Below are 16,292 nucleotides of genomic sequence, written 5' to 3'. Positions count from 1 at the left end.
CCCTCAATTGCCGGGATCGGATCCGAGGGCCGCACCCAGAATGTCCGCAAGCAAGCTGATGCGCCGCTCGAGCGCATCGAGGCCGTCACCCGCATATTTCATCCCGCTCACCGATACGAAGATCATGTCGGCAAGCGCGGGGGGCTTCGTCTTGACCCTATCGAGGATGATCTCCCCCGATGCTTCGGCCTGTTCGACCAGCTCGACGAGCAGCGCGAGGAGCTGCCGCTTCCCTTCGGCATTGATATCCGCCGCCAATGCCAGATTGGCATCGAACAGTTCCTGGCCATGAGGGCTTGAATGGATCGGCGCCATCATGCCGAGCATGAAGGCGCACAGCCCATCGCGCAGCCGTATGGCGAAGGAGGCGTTCCCGGAAAAGGCAGCCCGGGCGCGGTCGAGCGCATCGGCATGGAGCGCCGCCGTCACCGAGCGGAAGACATCCTCCTTATTGCTGAAATGAAGATAGAGCGCGGCCCGCGATACGCCCGCGGCATCCGCGATATCCTGCATCGACGTCTTCCTGAAGCCATAGCGCGAGACGGTAGCAAGCGCTGCCTCGATCAACTGTCGCCGCTTGGGATCGCGATCATTCATGCCCTCCCGTTGACACTCTGGACGGAGACTGTCAAACTGACAATATAGATCGAAAATGTCAGTCCGTCAGATCAAGGAAGGCAGCGACATGAGTGGGATCAACGCCAAGCCAAAAGTGCTCGTCACCGGGGTGACCGGATTTCTCGGCAGCCGGATTGCAGCCCTTCTCCTCGATCGGGGCTATGATGTGCGCGGATCGCTGCGCTCGATGGCGCGCGCAGACGAAATCGCGCGCGCGATCCGGTCGCAGCACGGCGCGAAGGATGGCGATCTCGATTTCGTCGAAGCCGATCTCATGCACGATGCGGGCTGGCACGAGGCGGCCGCCGGCTGCACCTATGCCATCCACGTCGCCTCGCCCTTTTCGTCCGCGTTGCCCAAGCATGAGGACGACATGATCGTGCCGGCGCGCGAGGGCGCGTTGCGGCTGTTGAAAGCGGCGAAGGATGCCGGCGTCCGGCGCGTCGTGCTCACCTCCTCGACCGCCGCCATCACCTATGGCACAGGCACGCCGCCCTATGACGAGGAGGATTGGAGCGACGTCGCCAATCCGCTCTGCACACCCTATTACAAGTCGAAGACCCTCGCGGAGCGGGCGGCCTGGGACTTTGCGCGCGCGAACGGGCTCGAGCTTGCGGTCATCAATCCCGGCCTCATTCTGGGCCCGATGATGGAGCGGGACTATAGCCCGTCGATCGAAGCCGTCCGCAAGCTGCTGAACGGTGCCTATCCCGGCACGCCGCGCTTCGCCTTTCCGATCGTCGACGTGCGCGACGTGGCCGAGGCGCATGTCCGCGCGATGACCGAGCCGGCGGCCGTGGGCGAGCGCTTCATCGTCGGCGGCCCTTCCTTATGGTTTCGCGAGATCGCAGCCATATTGCGGCAGGCCTATCCCGAACGGGCGCGCAAGATACCGAAGCGCGACCTGCCGGACTGGCTGATGCGGTTCGTCTCGCTCTTCGATCCGGTGGTGCGCGCGGTGATCGGCGATCTCGGCCGCGATGTGCGCGTCTCCGGCAACAAGGCGCGTTCGGTGCTGAAGCTCGAATATCGGCCGGTAGACCAGACCATCCGCGACACCGCCGCCAGCCTGATCGAACTGGGCCTTGCATGAGCCGGATTACCGGCTGCGCAGAGCTCACGAGCAGCGGCAAGAATTAGAGGCCCGAATCCTATAGCTCGCGTCCGGCGGAGCCCGAGAAGAACGGCTGATTTCTCGACTTAGTCGATGCGCTTGGCTCCCACTGATCAATGCATTCGAAATGCACTATCCTTGCTGCCAGGGCAGGTTCCGGGAAAGTCGTTCACTGATCCAGTGCGCGAACGCGCGGGTCTTGTTCGGAACATGACGCGACGAGGGGTGCACCACATAGATCGCGCCCTCGTCGGGAACAGGGAAGTCTTCGAGAATCCGCACCAAGCGCCCGTCGGCAAGTTCACGGCCCACGAGCCAGTCGGTTGCATAAAGCAATCCCCGTCCGGCGACGGCTGCCGGAACGAGCGCTTCCGCATCGTCCGAGATGAAAGGCCCGGCAACCGGCACCACGAGCTGCTTTGCGCCGGGCATCATAAATTCCCAAACATAAGGGTTCACCTTGCCGGAGAAGATCAGGCATTCGTACCGGCTGAGTTCCTCAGGCGAAGCGGGAACGCCCCGTCGCTGAAGATAGGCAGGCGATGCGCAGATCATTCGCTTTCGCTCCGCCAGCTTGCGCGCCACAAGCCGCGAGTCGGGCAGAACGCCCAGACGTATCGCCAGATCGAATCCTTCTCCGATCAGATCCACGAAGCGATTCGAGAAAGCGACGTCGAGCGTCACCCCCGGATAGGCCTCGAGAAAATCGGCCAGCATCGGCATCAGCCACATACGGCCGAAGCTTCCGGGCAAGGCCAGTCGCAAGCGCCCCCGAGGCTCGCCCTCCGTAAATCGGCCTGCCTCCCGACCAGCAGCCAACAGATTGTGCAGCAGCGGACGAACATGGCCAAGATAGACTTCGCCGGCCTCCGTCAGACTTACGCGGCGCGTGGAACGCTCGATCAGGCGAACCCCAAGGCCTTGTTCCAGAGCCTGGACACGTCGCGAGATGATGGTGGCATCGCGGTTGAGGCGATGGCCCGCGGCATTGAAGGAACCTTCCTCCGCAACGGCAATGAATGCGTGCAAAGCTTCAATATCGGGCAAAGCATCGAATTGCTGCATAGAACGCAGTTATGAGTTGTGGATTGCACCCATTCAATCATGTTTTTGCAGATGAGATAGTCCTGCGGTCATCAATTCCGAAGGAAAATACGATGCGTGCCCTCTCGTTACGCGGTCCATCGCTCGATGATCTAGCCGAAGTCGAACTGCCCGATCCGCCGCGGCCCGGCCATGGGCAGATCCTTGTCCGCATGCGGGCCGCGAGTCTCAATTTCATCGATCTCGCGGTTGCCACCGGGCAATATCCCGGTGTGACTTATCCCTTGGTGCCGGTTGCGGACGGTGCAGGAGAAGTCGTCGAGATCGGCGAGGGCGAGAGCGTCTCCGGCCTCAAGATCGGAGACCGCGTCGCGCTGCATCCGAAAGCGCTCTGGATCGCAGGACGCGGCACCGCTGAAAACGGCGCCGCGATGCGGGGATTGTCCCTTCCAGGCTCGCTGCGTGAAATCGCAACGGCCGACGCGGCTTCCGTCGTCAAGATAGCCGATCATCTTTCGTGGGAGGCAGCCGCGACCCTTCCGATAGCGGCGACGACCGCCTGGAACGCGCTTGCCGCCGCGGATGCCGGCCCGGGTGCGACGGTCGTCTTGCTTGGGACAGGCGGAGTTTCGATATTCGGGCTGCAACTCGCCAAGGCGCGGGGCGCCCGGGTGATCATCACCTCATCCTCCGACAGCAAGCTCGAACGGGCTCGCTCGCTCGGCGCGGACGAGACGATAAACTACGGTACGTCGCCGGATTGGGATGCCGAGGTCAAACGTCTGACAGCCGGCCGGGGCGCCGACCTCATCCTGGAAACTGTGGGCTCGGACACGTTCGCGCGATCGGTCGCCGCTGTCCGCCAGGGCGGTGTGATCTTCACGATCGGCTTCATCACCGGCACGACACTGGAACTGGATCTGATGCCGGTCATCGTCAAGGCGGTCCGGGTGCAGGGCAACAATACGGGGTCCGTCCAGGACTTCAGCCAGGCGATGCAGGCCATTGATGCGGCTCGCATCGAACCGGTCGTCGACCGGATATTCGGCATCGATGAAGTGGGCGAAGCCTATCGCCTCCTTTCCAGGGGCGGATTCTTCGGCAAAATCGCGATCCGTTTGGACTGGTAGGCAAAGCAATATATCGGCCGTGCAGCCCGGATAGCGGCCGAGGATCGCGACGCGCTGCGCGAGGACGGATCGGACGAGATCGTCGACACGTCCCCGGCTCAGCCCGGCTGCACGCCCTCCACATCGACCAGATCGGGACGGGACCGAATGCCGATGATCCGCACCCGTTTTCCGACCAGGTCGACGGGCACACGATGCATGTCGAGATGCCACAGGCCGCCCGCGTCGCGCTGAAGGACGAAGCCGCCGCCTTCCCTCAGCAGCAGGCCCGCCTCGTCAATGGCTTCGGCTTCGTCCATTTCCATTCCGGCCAGTCGTTCGATCGATCAGGACGAATGCGCCTCCGCCCGGATCCTGTCGAGAGGCAGGATCAATCGAGTCGCAGCCCCAATTCCTTCTCCGCCAGCGCCTTCAGCGCGGGATCGAGCGGCGGCGGCACCATCGGCACCGTCTGTTCGAGCCTGTCCGCGACATAAGTGAGCGCCGCGATGCGCGCAGCTTTCTCATTATTGCCGTCGATCGCCGTCCAGCGCGCGCCCGGCCTGTCCGTGCGGGCGAACATGTCGGCCATAGCGGCCAGATAATCCGCCCGCCGCGCCCGGTTGCGGAAATCGTCCGCTCCCGTCTTCCAGCGCTTCCAGGGATCGGTCAGGCGCTCCTTCAAGCGCTCGTCCTGCGTCTCCTGCGTCACATGGATGAAGAGCTTGATGAGCGTGATGCCCTGCGCGGCCAGATCCGCCTCGAAGGCGCTGATCTCGTCATATCCGGCCCGCCACTCGGCCTCAGTGGCAAATCCCTCCACCCGTTCGACCAGCACGCGCCCATACCAGCTCCGATCGAACACGCCGATCGCGCGCAGCGGCGGCAGGCGCCTGCGGAAGCGTTCCAGATAATGTTCCGCCTTCTCCGCCGGGGTAGGCGCCGAAATCGGCCAGACCTCGAAATGGCGCGGATCCCATTTGGCGGTGAGGCGCTGGATGATCCCGCCCTTGCCCGCCGCGTCCCACCCTTCGAACAGGATCAGCGCGCGGCGGTGATGGACGATATGGGCAACCTGGATATGCCGCAGCCGTTCCTGCAGCGCATCGAGCGCGGCACCATAGTCACCGCGGAAGCCGGCCCCCTTTTCATAGTCGCCGAGATCGATCGTCATTCCTTGCTCCCGTCGCCCCGGCCAAGCGGCCGGAGCGACATTAATGGAGCTAGGACTTGGACTGTTCCACGATACGGATGTTGAGCTCGCGCAACTGCTTGGCCATCACCGGCGAAGGCGCGTTCATCATCAGGTCTTCCGCCTTCTGGTTCATCGGGAAGACGACCACTTCGCGGATGTTCGGCTCGTCCGCCAGCAGCATGACGATACGGTCGATGCCCGGCGCCGATCCGCCATGCGGCGGCGCGCCGAACTTGAACGCGTTGATCATGCCGGAGAAGTCCTGATCGACCTGCTCCTTCGAATAGCCGGCGATCTCGAACGCCTTGTACATGATCTCCGGCTTGTGGTTCCGGATCGCGCCGGAGGAAAGCTCCACGCCGTTGCAGACGATGTCATACTGATAGGCGAGGATATCGAGCGGATCCTTGGTCTCCAGCGCCTCCAGCTCGCCCTGCGGCATCGAGAAGGGATTGTGGCTGAAGTCGATCTTCTTCGCTTCCTCGTCATATTCGAACATCGGGAAGTCGACGATCCAGCAGAATTTGAACACGCCCTGCTCGATCAGCCCCAGTTCCTCGCCGGTGCGCGTGCGCGCGGCACCCGCCAGCTTGGCTGCATCCAGTTCCTTGCCGGCGGCGAAGAACACGCCGTCGTCGGGGCCCAGGCCGAGCGCCGCGATCAGCTTGGCGGTCGCTTCCTCACCGAGATTCTTGGCGATCGGCCCGCCGGGCTCGCCCGACTTGATGTTGATATAGCCGAGGCCCGAATAGCCCTGGCCGCGTGCCCAATCATTCATGTCGTCGAAGAACTTCCGGCTCTTCGCCCCCGCGCCCGGCGCGGGGATGGCGCGGACGACGCCGCCGCCTTCCACGATCCGCGCGAAGATGCCGAAGCCCGATCCCCGGAAATGTTCGGTCACGTCCGAAATCTCGATCGGGTTGCGCAGGTCCGGCTTGTCCGATCCATAGCGCAGCATCGCGTCGCGATAGGCGATGCGCGGGAAAGGCGCCGGGGTGACGGCGCGGCCATTGGCGAATTCCTCGAACACGCCGTGCAGCACGGGCTCGATCGCGGCGAACACATCCTCCTGCGTGACGAAGCTCATCTCGAAATCGAGCTGGTAGAATTCGCCGGGGCTGCGGTCCGCGCGCGCATCCTCGTCACGGAAGCAGGGCGCGATCTGGAAATAGCGATCGAAGCCCGCCACCATCAGCAGCTGCTTGAACATCTGCGGCGCCTGCGGCAGCGCATAGAATTTGCCAGGATGGACGCGGCTCGGCACCAGATAGTCGCGCGCGCCTTCGGGCGAGGAGGCCGTCAGGATCGGCGTCTGGAACTCGGTGAAGCCCTGCCCGATCATCCGCTGGCGGATCGACGCGATCACGTTCGAGCGGAGCATGATATTCTTGTGCACGCGCTCGCGGCGCAGGTCGAGATAGCGGTAGCGCAGGCGAATATCCTCCGGATATTCGGCATCGCCCGCCACGGGCATCGGCAATTCCTGCGCGGCGGACTGCACGATCACCTCGCGAGCACGCACCTCGATCTGCCCGGTCGGCAGATTGGGGTTCACCACTTCGGCCGCGCGCGCGACGACATCGCCCGTGATCGTCACGACGGATTCGGTGCGGATCGATTCCAGCGTCCTGAACGCGTCGGAATCGATGTCGGTCACGATCTGGGTGATGCCATGATGGTCGCGCAGATCGACGAACAGCAGCCCGCCATGGTCGCGCTTGCGATGAACCCAGCCGGACAGGCGGACCTGGGCACCGACATTGGCGGCGCGAAGCTCCGAACAATTGTGCGTACGATAGGCGTGCATCAAAAAGGCTTTCAACTTTTTGTTGATTTTGGAAGGCGCCAGCGCTTCGCCATGCAACAGCGGCTTGTCAAGCGCAGCGGCCGGTCTATGGACCGCACATGAAGATTCATTCGCTCATCACCGACAGTCAGGCCCTGTCCGATCTCTGCGCCCGCCTTGCCCGCTCGCCCTTCGTCGCGGTCGATACCGAATTCATGCGCGAGAACACCTATTGGCCCGATCTCTGCCTGGTCCAGATTGCCGACGAGAATGAGGCCGCCGCGATCGACCCCAAGGCCAAGGGCATCGATCTTGCGCCGCTGCTCGATCTGCTGGTGAACAATGACGATGTGCTGAAGGTCGTCCATGCCGGCGGGCAGGATATCGAGATCATCCACAATCTCACGGGCAAGACGCCCTTTCCCCTGTTCGACACGCAGGTCGCGGCGATGGCGCTCGGCATGGGCGAGCAGGTCGGCTATTCGAACCTCGTCGAGAGCATGACCGGCGTGAAGCTGGACAAGGGCGCGCGCTTCACCGACTGGGCCCGCCGCCCGCTCGACAAGCGCCAGATCGACTATGCGATCGGCGACGTCACCCATCTCATCGCCATCTTCCCGCGCATGCTCGACAAGCTGCGCAAGACGGGGCGCGGCCAGTGGCTCGATCAGGAGATGGAGCGGCTGGGCGATTCCGCCAACTATGCCAATGTCCCCGAACTCGCCTGGACGCGCATCCGCCTGCCCAGCCGCAAGGCGGACGTGCTCGGCCGGCTGAAGGCGATCGCCGCCTGGCGGGAGCGCGAGGCGCGCAGCAAGAATCTGCCGCGCGGCCGCATCGTCAAGGACGAGACGCTGGCCGACATCGCCTCGCACCCACCCAAGGCGCAGGCCGATCTCTCCCGCATCCGGGGTCTTTCGGCCAGTTGGGCGCATAATGAAATCGGCGCGCGGCTGATCGAGGCGATCGAGAATGCCAGGCCGCTGCCCGATGCCGAAATGCCGGCGCGCGAGGATCGCAAGCCCGGCCTCGGCAAGGAAGGCGCACTCGTCGCGGATCTTCTCAAGCTCCTGCTCAAGGTGCGCTCCCGGGAAGCGGATGTCGCGCCGCGCCTGATCGCGCGCTCGGAGGAGCTGGAGGCGATCGCGGCCGGCCAGCGCGACGGGCTCCAGCTTCTCGAAGGCTGGCGCTACGATGTGTTCGGCAAGGATGCGCTGGCCCTGGTCGAAGGGCGTCTGGCGTTCAGCGTGCGTAAGGGTCGGATGGTTATGTCGGAGCTTTCGCCGGAGTGACCGACATGCGTAGGATCATCCTTTTCGCCCCCGCACTGCTTGCCGCCTGCGCATCGGCCGGGCCTCGCGATCCACTGCCGCCTGCGCCCGTTCCCGCTCCGGCGCCTCCACCGGCCGCCGCCTGCGATGCGACGAAGGCGCAAGCCTATGTCGGCAAGCCCGCCAATGTGCCGTTCATCGAAATGGCCCGCATCGCTGCCGGCGCGAAGACCGTGCGGCAGATCAGGCCCGGCACGGTCGTGACGATGGAATATCGCGCCGACCGGCTGAACGTGGAAATCGACAAGCGCGACAGGATAAAGGCCATACGCTGCGGCTGATCCTCCGCCGATCGATCAGGCCACCATCACACCATCAGCACGGGCCGCCGCCCGAAGGCGTTCGCCAGCGTCTTGTGCCGCCGCTCGACGGCCTCGCCGTAAAGCGCGACATCCTCCTCGGCGAGATGGAGCATCACGCCGCTCGCATCGATCGACAGGCGCGCGGCCGTCAGTGCCTCGGCCACGCCCCCGCTCAGCCGCTGGCCAAGTCGCATCGCATAGCCCCAGCGGTCCGCGCGGGCGCGCTCCTCGGGCGTGCACAGGCTGTCCACAATCTCCAGCGGGCCGCTATTGCCGCCGAAGCTGATCCACAGCGCCCGGCCCATCATCGCGCGTCCGGCCGCGTCGATCCCCACCCAATTGCCGTGCAGCGCCGTATCGAGGCCGCGTTCCGCCCGGAATTCAGGATGGGCGCGCCAGCCCACATCCGCCAGCAGGCAGGCGGCATGGCGCAGCCGGGCATGTTCGGGGCTCTCGTCGGGGAAGAGCGGCGCGATCCAGCGATCGAGCATGTCGCCATGCTCCGGGAAACGTCCCTGGCGGATGCCTTCCTCGCGCGTCGCGCAGATCAGTGGATCGAGACAGCGCACCTCGGGCGGCAGGCTCTGATGGAGCAGACCCTCGCGCAAGCCATAGGCCGAGACGATCATCCCGCTCGATCCGAGATGCTTCACCATCACGGCAAGGACTGCCGCCGCATCGCCCAATGTCGGGATGCGCGCGGAGGACATCCCGTTCACGGCGCGCAGCCGCCGCTTGTCGATATGGGCGAGCACGCGGACAAGCCGCAGCGCACGCTCCGGCGGCATGCGATAATGATGCACGATCGGCAACGGATAATCGGAAAGATGCATGTCGAGCCGTGCCAGCGCACGCCAGGATCCGCCGACCAGATAGAAGGGCAGCCCCTGCCCCGCCCCCTTCCAGCCCTGCTTTGCCAGTGCCTTGGCAACGAAGGTGCCGAGCGCGCCATGGCCCTTCCGGCGGATCGCGGCCACGCGCAGCACGCCCAGCGGGAAGGATGCCCGCTCGCCTACCTCGCCATTGCGGACGCGGATCAGTTCCAGGCTGCCGCCGCCCAGATCGCCGACGATGCCGTCCGCGCCCGGAATGCCGGCCAGCACGCCATAGCCGGCCATCGCCGCCTCTTCCTCGCCCGAAAGCAGTTCGACCTGGAGGCCGATAGCGGCAAGCCGGGCGAGAAATTCGCCCCCATTGGATGCGTCGCGCACCGCCGCCGTCGCCACGGTGCGGACGTTGCTGACATTCATGTCCTCAGTCAGCCGCTTGAAACGGCCGAGCGCCGACACCGCCCGCTCCATCGCGTCCCGGTCGAGCGCGCCGTCCTTGGCAAGGCCACGGCCGAGCCCGGCCATGATCTTCTCATTGAACAGGATGGAAGGGATGCGCGCCGGCCCGTCATAGATGACGAGGCGAATCGAATTGGATCCGATGTCGATGATGGCGACACGGCCGGGTTCCGGCGTGGCTGCATCCTGTTTGCGAAAAAGCGAGATCGCGGGCATCTGAATCCGGTAACTGGGCCTGCCCTTCAAAGGGGACAGGCCGCCTGTCTAGCGGCAAAGCCCCACGGCCGGAAGCCGCTTATGCTCCCGCGCCGCTCCGCCGCAGCGTAAGCGTCGGCACCGAACCGCTTCGCGCCAATGCCGCACCACGGCCCGAAAGCGAGGGATTGGTCATGAAATAGCGATGCAGGTTGAACGGCCGCTTGCCCGGCTTGATCCGCTCATATTCGCCATCGGGCAGCAGGCGCCAGCTCTGCTCGTCGTCGATCAGATTGGCGACCATCACCTGATCGAGCACCTGCGCATGGACGGTCGGATTCTCGATCGGCAGCAGATATTCCACGCGCCGGTCGAAATTGCGCGGCATCCAGTCCGCCGAGGAGATGAAGACCTTGGCATCCGGATTGGGCAGCGCGCAGCCATTGCCCACCGCGACGATCCGGCTATGCTCCAGGAAGCGGCCGATCACCGATTTGACGCGGATATTTTCCGAAAGATTGGGCACGCCCGGCCGAAGGCAGCATATGCCGCGCACGATCAGGTCGATCTGCACGCCCGCGGCACTCGCCCGGTACAATTTCTCGATGATGGTGGGATCGACCAGCGAATTCATCTTCGCCCAGATCGCCGCCTTCTTGCCCGCCCGCGCATTGTCGATCTCGCCGTCGATCAGGTCGCTCAGTCTCTCGCGCAGGCCATGCGGCGACATGGTCAGCATCTCGAGACGGGTCGGCTCGACATAGCCGGTAATGTAATTGAACAGCTGCGCCGCATCGTGCCCCGCGCGCGGATCGGCGGTGAAGAAGCTGAGGTCGGTATAGATCTTCGCTGTCACCGGATGATAATTGCCGGTGCCGAAGTGGCAGTAGGTGCGATAGCCGCCATTTTCGCGCCGCACGACCATCGAGACCTTGGCGTGCGTCTTCCAGTCGATGAAACCGTAGACGACCTGCACGCCCGCCCGTTCGAGCTGCGACGCCCACATCAGATTCTGTTCTTCGTCGAAGCGCGCCTTGAGCTCGACGACCGCCGTCACCGACTTACCCGCTTCCGCCGCATCGACCAATGCGCGGATCACCGCGGATTGCTTGCCGGCGCGATAGAGCGTCTGCTTGATCGCCACCACGTCCGGATCCTGCGCCGCCTGCCGCAGGAAGGCGAGCACCACGTCGAAGCTCTCATAGGGATGGTGGACGACGATGTCCTTGGACCGGATCGCCGCGAAACAATCCCCGCCATGCTCGCGGATCCGCTCCGGGAAGCGCGGGCTGAACAGCGGGAATTTCAGGTCCGGCCGATCTTCCTCGACCAGCTGCTCCAGATCGGCGATGCCGAGAAAACCCTCCGTCTCCGCGAAGAGCGCGTCGGAGCCTCCGATTTCGTCCTTCAACAGCGTTTCCAGCGCATCGGGCATGCGCTCGGCAATTTCGAGGCGGATGACGCGGCCCTTGCGGCGGCGCTTGATCGCCGAGCGGAAGTAGCGGACCAGATCCTCCGCCTCTTCCTCTATCTCGATGTCGCTGTCGCGGATGATGCGAAAGGCGCCATAGCCCTGCACTTCATACCCCGGGAACAATATGCCGGTGAAGCGGCGGATCAGCGTCTCGATCGCGACATAGCGCGCATCGCTCCCCGGCAGGCGCACGAAGCGCTTGAGCGTGGACGGCACCATCACCAGCTCGCGGATCGGCCGTCCGTCCGAAAGCCGCTTCAGATCGAAGATAAGGCTGAAGCCCTTGTTCGGAATGAAGGGAAAGGGATGCGCCGGATCGAGCGCCTGCGGCGTCAGCACCGGGAAGATCTGGTCGCGGAAATGGCCTTCCAGCCAGTCGGCGATGTCACCCTCTATCTCGTCGCGGCGGAGCACGTCGATGCCCGCTTCCTCCAGCTCCGCGCGCAAATCGAGCCACACGCGCTGCTGGTCCGCCATCAGCCGGTCGCCGCGCTCGGCGATGGCGGCGAGCTGCTGCGCCGGCGTCAGCCCGTCGGGCGAGCGGTCATTTATGTCTTGGAGCTGCTGGCCCTTCAGGCCGGCCACGCGGACCATGAAGAATTCGTCGAGATTATTGCCCGATATCGACAGGAAGCGCAGCCGCTCGAGCAGCGGATGGGCCGGGTTGCACGCTTCGTCCAGCACGCGCTGATTGAAGGCGAGCCAGGAAATCTCGCGGTTGAAATAGCGGTTGCGCGGCGCGATCGGCGCCGGCGGCACCTCATGCGTGTCCTCTACGAGTGATGCCGGGACGGGACTCGACTGATCCATGACCGCATTTCTACCCAATAGCTGATGAATCGTCGATGACTCCCGTTGCCGCCAGCGCCCTCCGCGCAAGCGGCACCGTCAGCCCCTGCCGACGCTGCAGCGCCAGCGCATCGAGCGCATCCACGGCGCGATGCACGCCCAGATAGCTGCGCTCGATGCGCGGCACGAGATAACGCACCAGATCGGGCGGCGGCGCCAGCCCGCGGGCGAGCAGCAGCTTTTCGATCAAGGCCCCGATCAGCGCGTCGTCCGGCGCGGCCACGGCGATATGCGGCGTGGCGGCAAGGCGCGAGCGAAGATCGGGCAGCTTCACCTCCCATTCGGGCGGCGGCGCGTCCGCGATGATCAGCAGCGGCCGGCGCGCGGATTGGGCACGGTTCCAGGCGTGGAAGATCTCTTCTTCCTCCGCCCGCTCGGCATTGTCGATCATCTCCCCGCCGGCCTTGGCGGTGAAGATGCGCGCGATCAGGCTGCGGCCGGACTTGCGCGGGCCCGTCAGCAACGTCGCCATGACCGGCCACAGCGCCCAATGATCGAGATGGCGGACGATCGGCCGATTGGCATCGGAAACGATATAGTCGCGCTCATCCTCGGCGGCCGGCCAGTCGAAGGGCAGCGCGAACTGACTCATCGCGGCGGCTGCCCCTGTGGCGGCGGTGGAGCGACGGACGGCGGAGAAGCAGCGGGCCGCGCCGGCCCCGATTCCGTCGAAACGCCGCGCACGTCGATGCCGCGCCCAGTGAGCAGCGAACGCAGCGTCGCCGCATCCGCCGTGAAGCTCACGCGGATCAGCGATATGCCGCCCAGCGCCATGCTGGTCGTGTTGGCGGAAGCGACGCCGGGCACGCCGCGCAGCGCCTGCTCGGCCTGGGTCAGCGCCGCCGCATCGGGTGTCGCCACCGCGACCGTGATCGTCGAAAGGCCGCCGACCGCCTCGATCACCGGCGCTTCCGCCATCGACTCCTGAATTGCCGCCTCGTCCACCGGCTCCTCGATCACCAGCGAGGGATCGGGTTCCAGCCGGCCTTCGCGCAGCGCCTGCGAATAGGCTTCGTCGATCCGCCGCACGCCTTCATCCAGCATGCGCGGCATCGCCTCGCTGCTGGCCGCGCGCAGCGAAAAGCTGGCGATCGGCCTCGCATCCGGCCCATGCAGCGCCGTGAAGCGCGCGGTCACCGGCCCACCCGGCCATTCGCGGCGAAGATGGACGACGGGCACGACGATATCCGCCGCGCCATATTGATCGAGCAGCATGCGCCACCAGCCGCGCCCCGGCCGCCGCGTCTGTGCCACGTTCAGGATCAGCGGATCGACGCCGCTGCCATGCGGGCGGACATAATCGATCGGGCTGCCCCCGGACCGGAAGCGCGCCCAGGCCTTCTGCCATTCGGTGCGCGACTCGAAGCTCTGCGGCGTGGCGCCCGACCACATCACCGGGATCACCAGCATCGGCGCCGAGCGCGCCACATTATTGGCACCTCCCAGCAACTGCCCTGCACGCGCCCGATCGAACAGCACGCCGAGCCGCGCAATATAGCGCGTCGGCCCGATCTGCTCATCCTCCACGACGATGCCGGCGACGATCGAGTCGAGCGTCGAATCGGGCAGGCCGGGCGCGGCCTCGGCCGGCTGGCCATTTGCGCGCGCCCAGAGCATCCGCCAGCCCTTGCGCTGCGCCAGCCGCCAGCCGGCCGTGCGCGCGGAATCGCTATCCCGTGCCGCCACGTCGACGGTGACGCCGCCCACCTCGAAATTTGTGCTGTTGTCGATCGGGGCCACGCCCCTCTCATTGCCCTCGATCTGGGCCATGACGGCGCCCGCGCCCAGCATCATGGTCGCGATCATGGCCAGCGGCAGGGGACGGAGCAGAGGAGGCAGCAGCTTCACGCGGGTCTTTTGGCGAGTTGGCCGTGGAAATCCAAGCCCGATATGAGTAGGCGGGGCCGCATGGTGAACAGCACACACAATGGCGAGCCCTATACCTATGCCAAGGCGGGGGTCTCGATCGCGGCGGGCAATGCCCTCGTCAAGGCCATCGCGCCGCTCGTCCGCGCCACCCGCCGGCCCGGCGCGGATGCGGAGATTGGCGGTTTCGGCGGTTTTTTCGACCTGAAGGCGGCGGGCTATGAAGATCCCCTGCTCGTCGCCGCCAATGACGGCGTCGGCACCAAGCTCAAGCTCGCGATCGACAGCGGCCGGCATGATGGGGTGGGAATCGATCTCGTCGCCATGTGCGCCAACGACCTGATCGTGCAGGGCGCCGAGCCGCTTTTCTTCCTCGATTATTTCGCCACCGGAAAGCTCGACAATGGCGTCGCCGAGGCGGTGATCGCGGGCATTGCCGAGGGCTGCCGCATCGCCGGTTGCGCGCTGATCGGGGGCGAGACGGCCGAGATGCCGGGCATGTATGCCGATGGCGACTATGATCTTGCCGGCTTCTGCGTCGGCGCGGTCGAGCGCGCCCAGGCGCTGACCGGCAATAAGGTAGCCGAAGGCGACATCATCCTCGGCCTCGCCTCCTCGGGCGTTCATTCGAACGGATTCTCGCTCGTCCGCCGGCTCGCCGCCGATCGCGGTTGGAAGCTCGATCGCCCGGCTTTGTTCGATCAGGACGTCCGCCTGATCGATGCGCTGCTCGAACCCACGCGAATCTATGTGAAGTCGCTCCTTCCGCTCGTCCGCGCCGGCAAGGTCTCGGCGCTCGCGCACATCACCGGCGGCGGCCTGCTCGAAAATATCCCCCGCGTCCTGCCCGGCGGGCTCCATGCCTCGGTGGATGCCGATGGCTGGCCCCAGCCGCGGCTGATGGCCTTCCTCCAGGCGCAGGGCAATATCGAGCCGGAGGAGATGGCGCGCACCTTCAACTGCGGCATCGGCATGGCCGTGGTCGTCCGCGAGGCGGATGCCGCCGAGATCGCCTCCGCGCTCGAGGCGGCGGGCGAGACGGTCTTCCGCATCGGCCGCATCGTCGCGGGCGAAAAGGGCTGCACCGTCTCGGGCTCCGCCGAGACGTGGAGCGCGCGCGGCCCCTGGACCGCGACGCATCATGGCTGAGAAGGCGCGTATCGGCGTCCTGATTTCGGGGCGCGGATCGAACATGGCATCGCTGATCGCCGCGAGCCATGCGGCCGACAGCCCCTATGAGGTGGTGTTCGTCGGATCGAACGTGCCCGAGGCCGCCGGGCTCGATCTGGCGCGCAGGGAGGGCATCGCCACCTGGGCCCGGTCCCACAAGGGAATGAAGCGCGCCGAATTCGATGCGCTGATGGATGCGGAGCTGCGCGCGGCAGGTGTCGAGACGATCGCGCTTGCCGGCTATATGCGCCTGCTCTCGCCCGAATTCATCGAAAGATGGCAGGGGCGCATCCTCAATATCCATCCCTCGCTGCTGCCCCTCTACAAGGGGCTCGACACCCATGCCCGCGCGATCGAGGCGGGCGATGCCAAGGCGGGCTGCTCGGTCCATATCGTCACGCCCGAGCTGGACGACGGCCCCGTCATCGCCCAGGCGGAAGTGCCGATCCTGCCCGGCGACACGGCCGCCGATCTCGCCGCCCGCGTGCTGATCGAGGAACATCGCCTCTATCCGGAGGCGCTCGCCCGCTTCGTGCGGGAAAGGATCGCGGCATGACGACGGCTCAGGCGCTTCTCGACCAGGTCTCGCGCCTCTGCCTCGCTCTGCCCGCCACCGCGACGAAGCTGTCGCACGGCACGCCGGCCTTCTCCGTCTCGGGAAAGATGTTCGTCTATTTCCTCGACGATCATCATGGCGACGGCATCACCTCCGTCTGCGTCAAGACGTCGGGACTGGAGGAACAGGCGATGCTGATCGAATCCGATCCCGATCTCTATTATCGGCCCGCCTATATCGGCCCCGCCGGCTGGGTCGGGCTGCGGCTCGATCATGGGCCGGTCGACTGGGATCATGTCGAGGATCGTATCCGGACGAGCTGGCGGCTCGCCGCCCCGCGCAAGCTGGCCGGGATGATCTGAAACGCCTATCTTCCTGCCTTCAGTCCGGGAGC

The 16,292-nt window shown here is 65.4% G+C and carries 14 protein-coding genes and 1 pseudogene; 6 read left to right on the top strand and 9 right to left on the bottom strand.

All coding sequences use genetic code 11. From position 1 onward, the window contains the following. Window positions 1-3 precede the first annotated feature (3 nt). Window positions 4-597: a TetR/AcrR family transcriptional regulator gene (locus tag CLG96_RS13750; protein WP_107968518.1), complete on the bottom strand. Its 594-nt coding sequence runs from the start codon at window positions 595-597 to the stop codon at window positions 4-6. Between the two features lie 88 nt (window positions 598-685). On the opposite strand from CLG96_RS13750, the gene CLG96_RS13745 reads away from it, so the two are divergent. Further along, the gene (locus CLG96_RS13745) at window positions 686-1,711 is read left to right on the top strand and encodes an SDR family oxidoreductase (RefSeq protein ID WP_107968803.1); all 1,026 of its coding nucleotides are present in this window, start codon (window positions 686-688) and stop codon (window positions 1,709-1,711) included. A gap of 153 nt (window positions 1,712-1,864) precedes the next feature. On the opposite strand, the gene CLG96_RS13740 is transcribed toward CLG96_RS13745, so the two are convergent. Then, window positions 1,865-2,797, bottom strand: a complete 933-nt coding sequence (locus tag CLG96_RS13740) for a LysR family transcriptional regulator (protein WP_107968517.1) — start codon at window positions 2,795-2,797, stop codon at window positions 1,865-1,867. 92 nt (window positions 2,798-2,889) lie between these two features. Here CLG96_RS13740 and CLG96_RS13735 point away from each other — a divergent pair, with 92 nt between their 5' ends. After that, entirely contained in the window at window positions 2,890-3,906 is a 1,017-nt protein-coding gene (locus tag CLG96_RS13735) for a zinc-dependent alcohol dehydrogenase family protein (RefSeq protein ID WP_107968516.1), read from the top strand. 98 nt (window positions 3,907-4,004) lie between these two features. On the opposite strand, the gene CLG96_RS13730 is transcribed toward CLG96_RS13735, so the two are convergent. From CLG96_RS13730 to aspS, 3 genes are all read right to left on the bottom strand, one after another. After that, a complete protein-coding gene (locus CLG96_RS13730) occupies window positions 4,005-4,205 on the bottom strand; it encodes a DUF5818 domain-containing protein (protein WP_107968801.1) in 201 nt (66 codons plus the stop codon). A gap of 71 nt (window positions 4,206-4,276) precedes the next feature. Next, entirely contained in the window at window positions 4,277-5,059 is a 783-nt protein-coding gene (locus CLG96_RS13725; RefSeq protein WP_107968515.1) for a polyphosphate kinase 2 family protein, read from the bottom strand. A gap of 49 nt (window positions 5,060-5,108) precedes the next feature. Then, window positions 5,109-6,887, bottom strand: a complete 1,779-nt coding sequence (gene aspS, locus CLG96_RS13720) for an aspartate--tRNA ligase (RefSeq protein WP_107968799.1) — start codon at window positions 6,885-6,887, stop codon at window positions 5,109-5,111. A 98-nt stretch (window positions 6,888-6,985) separates the two neighbouring features. Between aspS and rnd the strand changes: the two genes are divergently transcribed. Both rnd and CLG96_RS13710 read left to right on the top strand, forming a co-directional pair. Continuing rightward, complete coding sequence (gene rnd, locus CLG96_RS13715; protein ID WP_107968514.1) at window positions 6,986-8,158, top strand: ribonuclease D; 1,173 nt, start codon at window positions 6,986-6,988, stop codon at window positions 8,156-8,158. Between the two features lie 5 nt (window positions 8,159-8,163). Further along, window positions 8,164-8,478 carry an I78 family peptidase inhibitor gene (locus tag CLG96_RS13710; RefSeq protein ID WP_107968513.1) on the top strand — a complete coding sequence of 105 codons (315 nt, stop codon included), beginning with the start codon at window positions 8,164-8,166 and terminating at the stop codon, window positions 8,476-8,478. A gap of 26 nt (window positions 8,479-8,504) precedes the next feature. Here CLG96_RS13710 and CLG96_RS13705 read toward each other — a convergent pair whose 3' ends face one another. From CLG96_RS13705 to CLG96_RS13690, 4 genes are all read right to left on the bottom strand, one after another. Next, entirely contained in the window at window positions 8,505-10,004 is a 1,500-nt protein-coding gene (locus tag CLG96_RS13705) for a Ppx/GppA family phosphatase (protein WP_107968512.1), read from the bottom strand. A gap of 79 nt (window positions 10,005-10,083) precedes the next feature. Further along, window positions 10,084-12,267, bottom strand: coding sequence for an RNA degradosome polyphosphate kinase (locus CLG96_RS13700; protein WP_107968511.1), 2,184 nt, complete (start codon window positions 12,265-12,267; stop codon window positions 10,084-10,086). 10 nt (window positions 12,268-12,277) lie between these two features. Continuing rightward, window positions 12,278-12,898, bottom strand: a complete 621-nt coding sequence (locus tag CLG96_RS13695; protein WP_107968510.1) for an HdaA/DnaA family protein — start codon at window positions 12,896-12,898, stop codon at window positions 12,278-12,280. Further along, window positions 12,895-14,154, bottom strand: a complete 1,260-nt coding sequence (locus CLG96_RS13690) for a heavy-metal-associated domain-containing protein (RefSeq protein WP_243395778.1) — start codon at window positions 14,152-14,154, stop codon at window positions 12,895-12,897. The genes CLG96_RS13695 and CLG96_RS13690 overlap by 4 nt, the downstream gene beginning before the upstream one ends. Before the next feature lie 60 nt (window positions 14,155-14,214). Between CLG96_RS13690 and purM the strand changes: the two genes are divergently transcribed. Further along, window positions 14,215-15,321, top strand: a complete 1,107-nt coding sequence (gene purM / locus CLG96_RS13685; RefSeq protein ID WP_107968509.1) for a phosphoribosylformylglycinamidine cyclo-ligase — start codon at window positions 14,215-14,217, stop codon at window positions 15,319-15,321. After that, window positions 15,314-16,260, top strand: a pseudogene (gene purN / locus CLG96_RS19365) (phosphoribosylglycinamide formyltransferase). Before purM ends, purN begins: the two are co-directional and overlap by 8 nt. The last annotated feature ends 32 nt before the right edge of the window (window positions 16,261-16,292 follow it).

The sequence above is a fragment of the Sphingomonas oleivorans genome, from assembly GCF_003050615.1.
In the GTDB taxonomy this organism is placed as follows: Bacteria; Pseudomonadota; Alphaproteobacteria; order Sphingomonadales; family Sphingomonadaceae; genus Sphingomonas_H; species Sphingomonas_H oleivorans.
Note: the sequence above shows the minus strand (reverse complement) of the source record. Positions and strands in the feature narration are given on the sequence as shown.

Excerpts from the sequence above, each read along its gene's own strand:
- CLG96_RS13705 (WP_107968512.1), bottom strand. The coding sequence starts at position 10,004 with ATGCCCGCGATCTCGCTTTTTCGCAAACAGGATGCAGCCACGCCGGAA.
- CLG96_RS13745 (WP_107968803.1), top strand. The coding sequence starts at position 686 with ATGAGTGGGATCAACGCCAAGCCAAAAGTGCTCGTCACCGGGGTGACC.
- CLG96_RS13740 (WP_107968517.1), bottom strand. The coding sequence starts at position 2,797 with ATGCAGCAATTCGATGCTTTGCCCGATATTGAAGCTTTGCACGCATTC.
- purM (WP_107968509.1), top strand. The coding sequence starts at position 14,215 with ATGGTGAACAGCACACACAATGGCGAGCCCTATACCTATGCCAAGGCG.
- aspS (WP_107968799.1), bottom strand. The coding sequence starts at position 6,887 with ATGCACGCCTATCGTACGCACAATTGTTCGGAGCTTCGCGCCGCCAAT.
- CLG96_RS13700 (WP_107968511.1), bottom strand. The coding sequence starts at position 12,267 with ATGGATCAGTCGAGTCCCGTCCCGGCATCACTCGTAGAGGACACGCAT.
- CLG96_RS13725 (WP_107968515.1), bottom strand. The coding sequence starts at position 5,059 with ATGACGATCGATCTCGGCGACTATGAAAAGGGGGCCGGCTTCCGCGGT.
- CLG96_RS13710 (WP_107968513.1), top strand. The coding sequence starts at position 8,164 with ATGCGTAGGATCATCCTTTTCGCCCCCGCACTGCTTGCCGCCTGCGCA.
- CLG96_RS13750 (WP_107968518.1), bottom strand. The coding sequence starts at position 597 with ATGAATGATCGCGATCCCAAGCGGCGACAGTTGATCGAGGCAGCGCTT.
- rnd (WP_107968514.1), top strand. The coding sequence starts at position 6,986 with ATGAAGATTCATTCGCTCATCACCGACAGTCAGGCCCTGTCCGATCTC.
- CLG96_RS13730 (WP_107968801.1), bottom strand. The coding sequence starts at position 4,205 with ATGGACGAAGCCGAAGCCATTGACGAGGCGGGCCTGCTGCTGAGGGAA.
- CLG96_RS13695 (WP_107968510.1), bottom strand. The coding sequence starts at position 12,898 with ATGAGTCAGTTCGCGCTGCCCTTCGACTGGCCGGCCGCCGAGGATGAG.
- CLG96_RS13735 (WP_107968516.1), top strand. The coding sequence starts at position 2,890 with ATGCGTGCCCTCTCGTTACGCGGTCCATCGCTCGATGATCTAGCCGAA.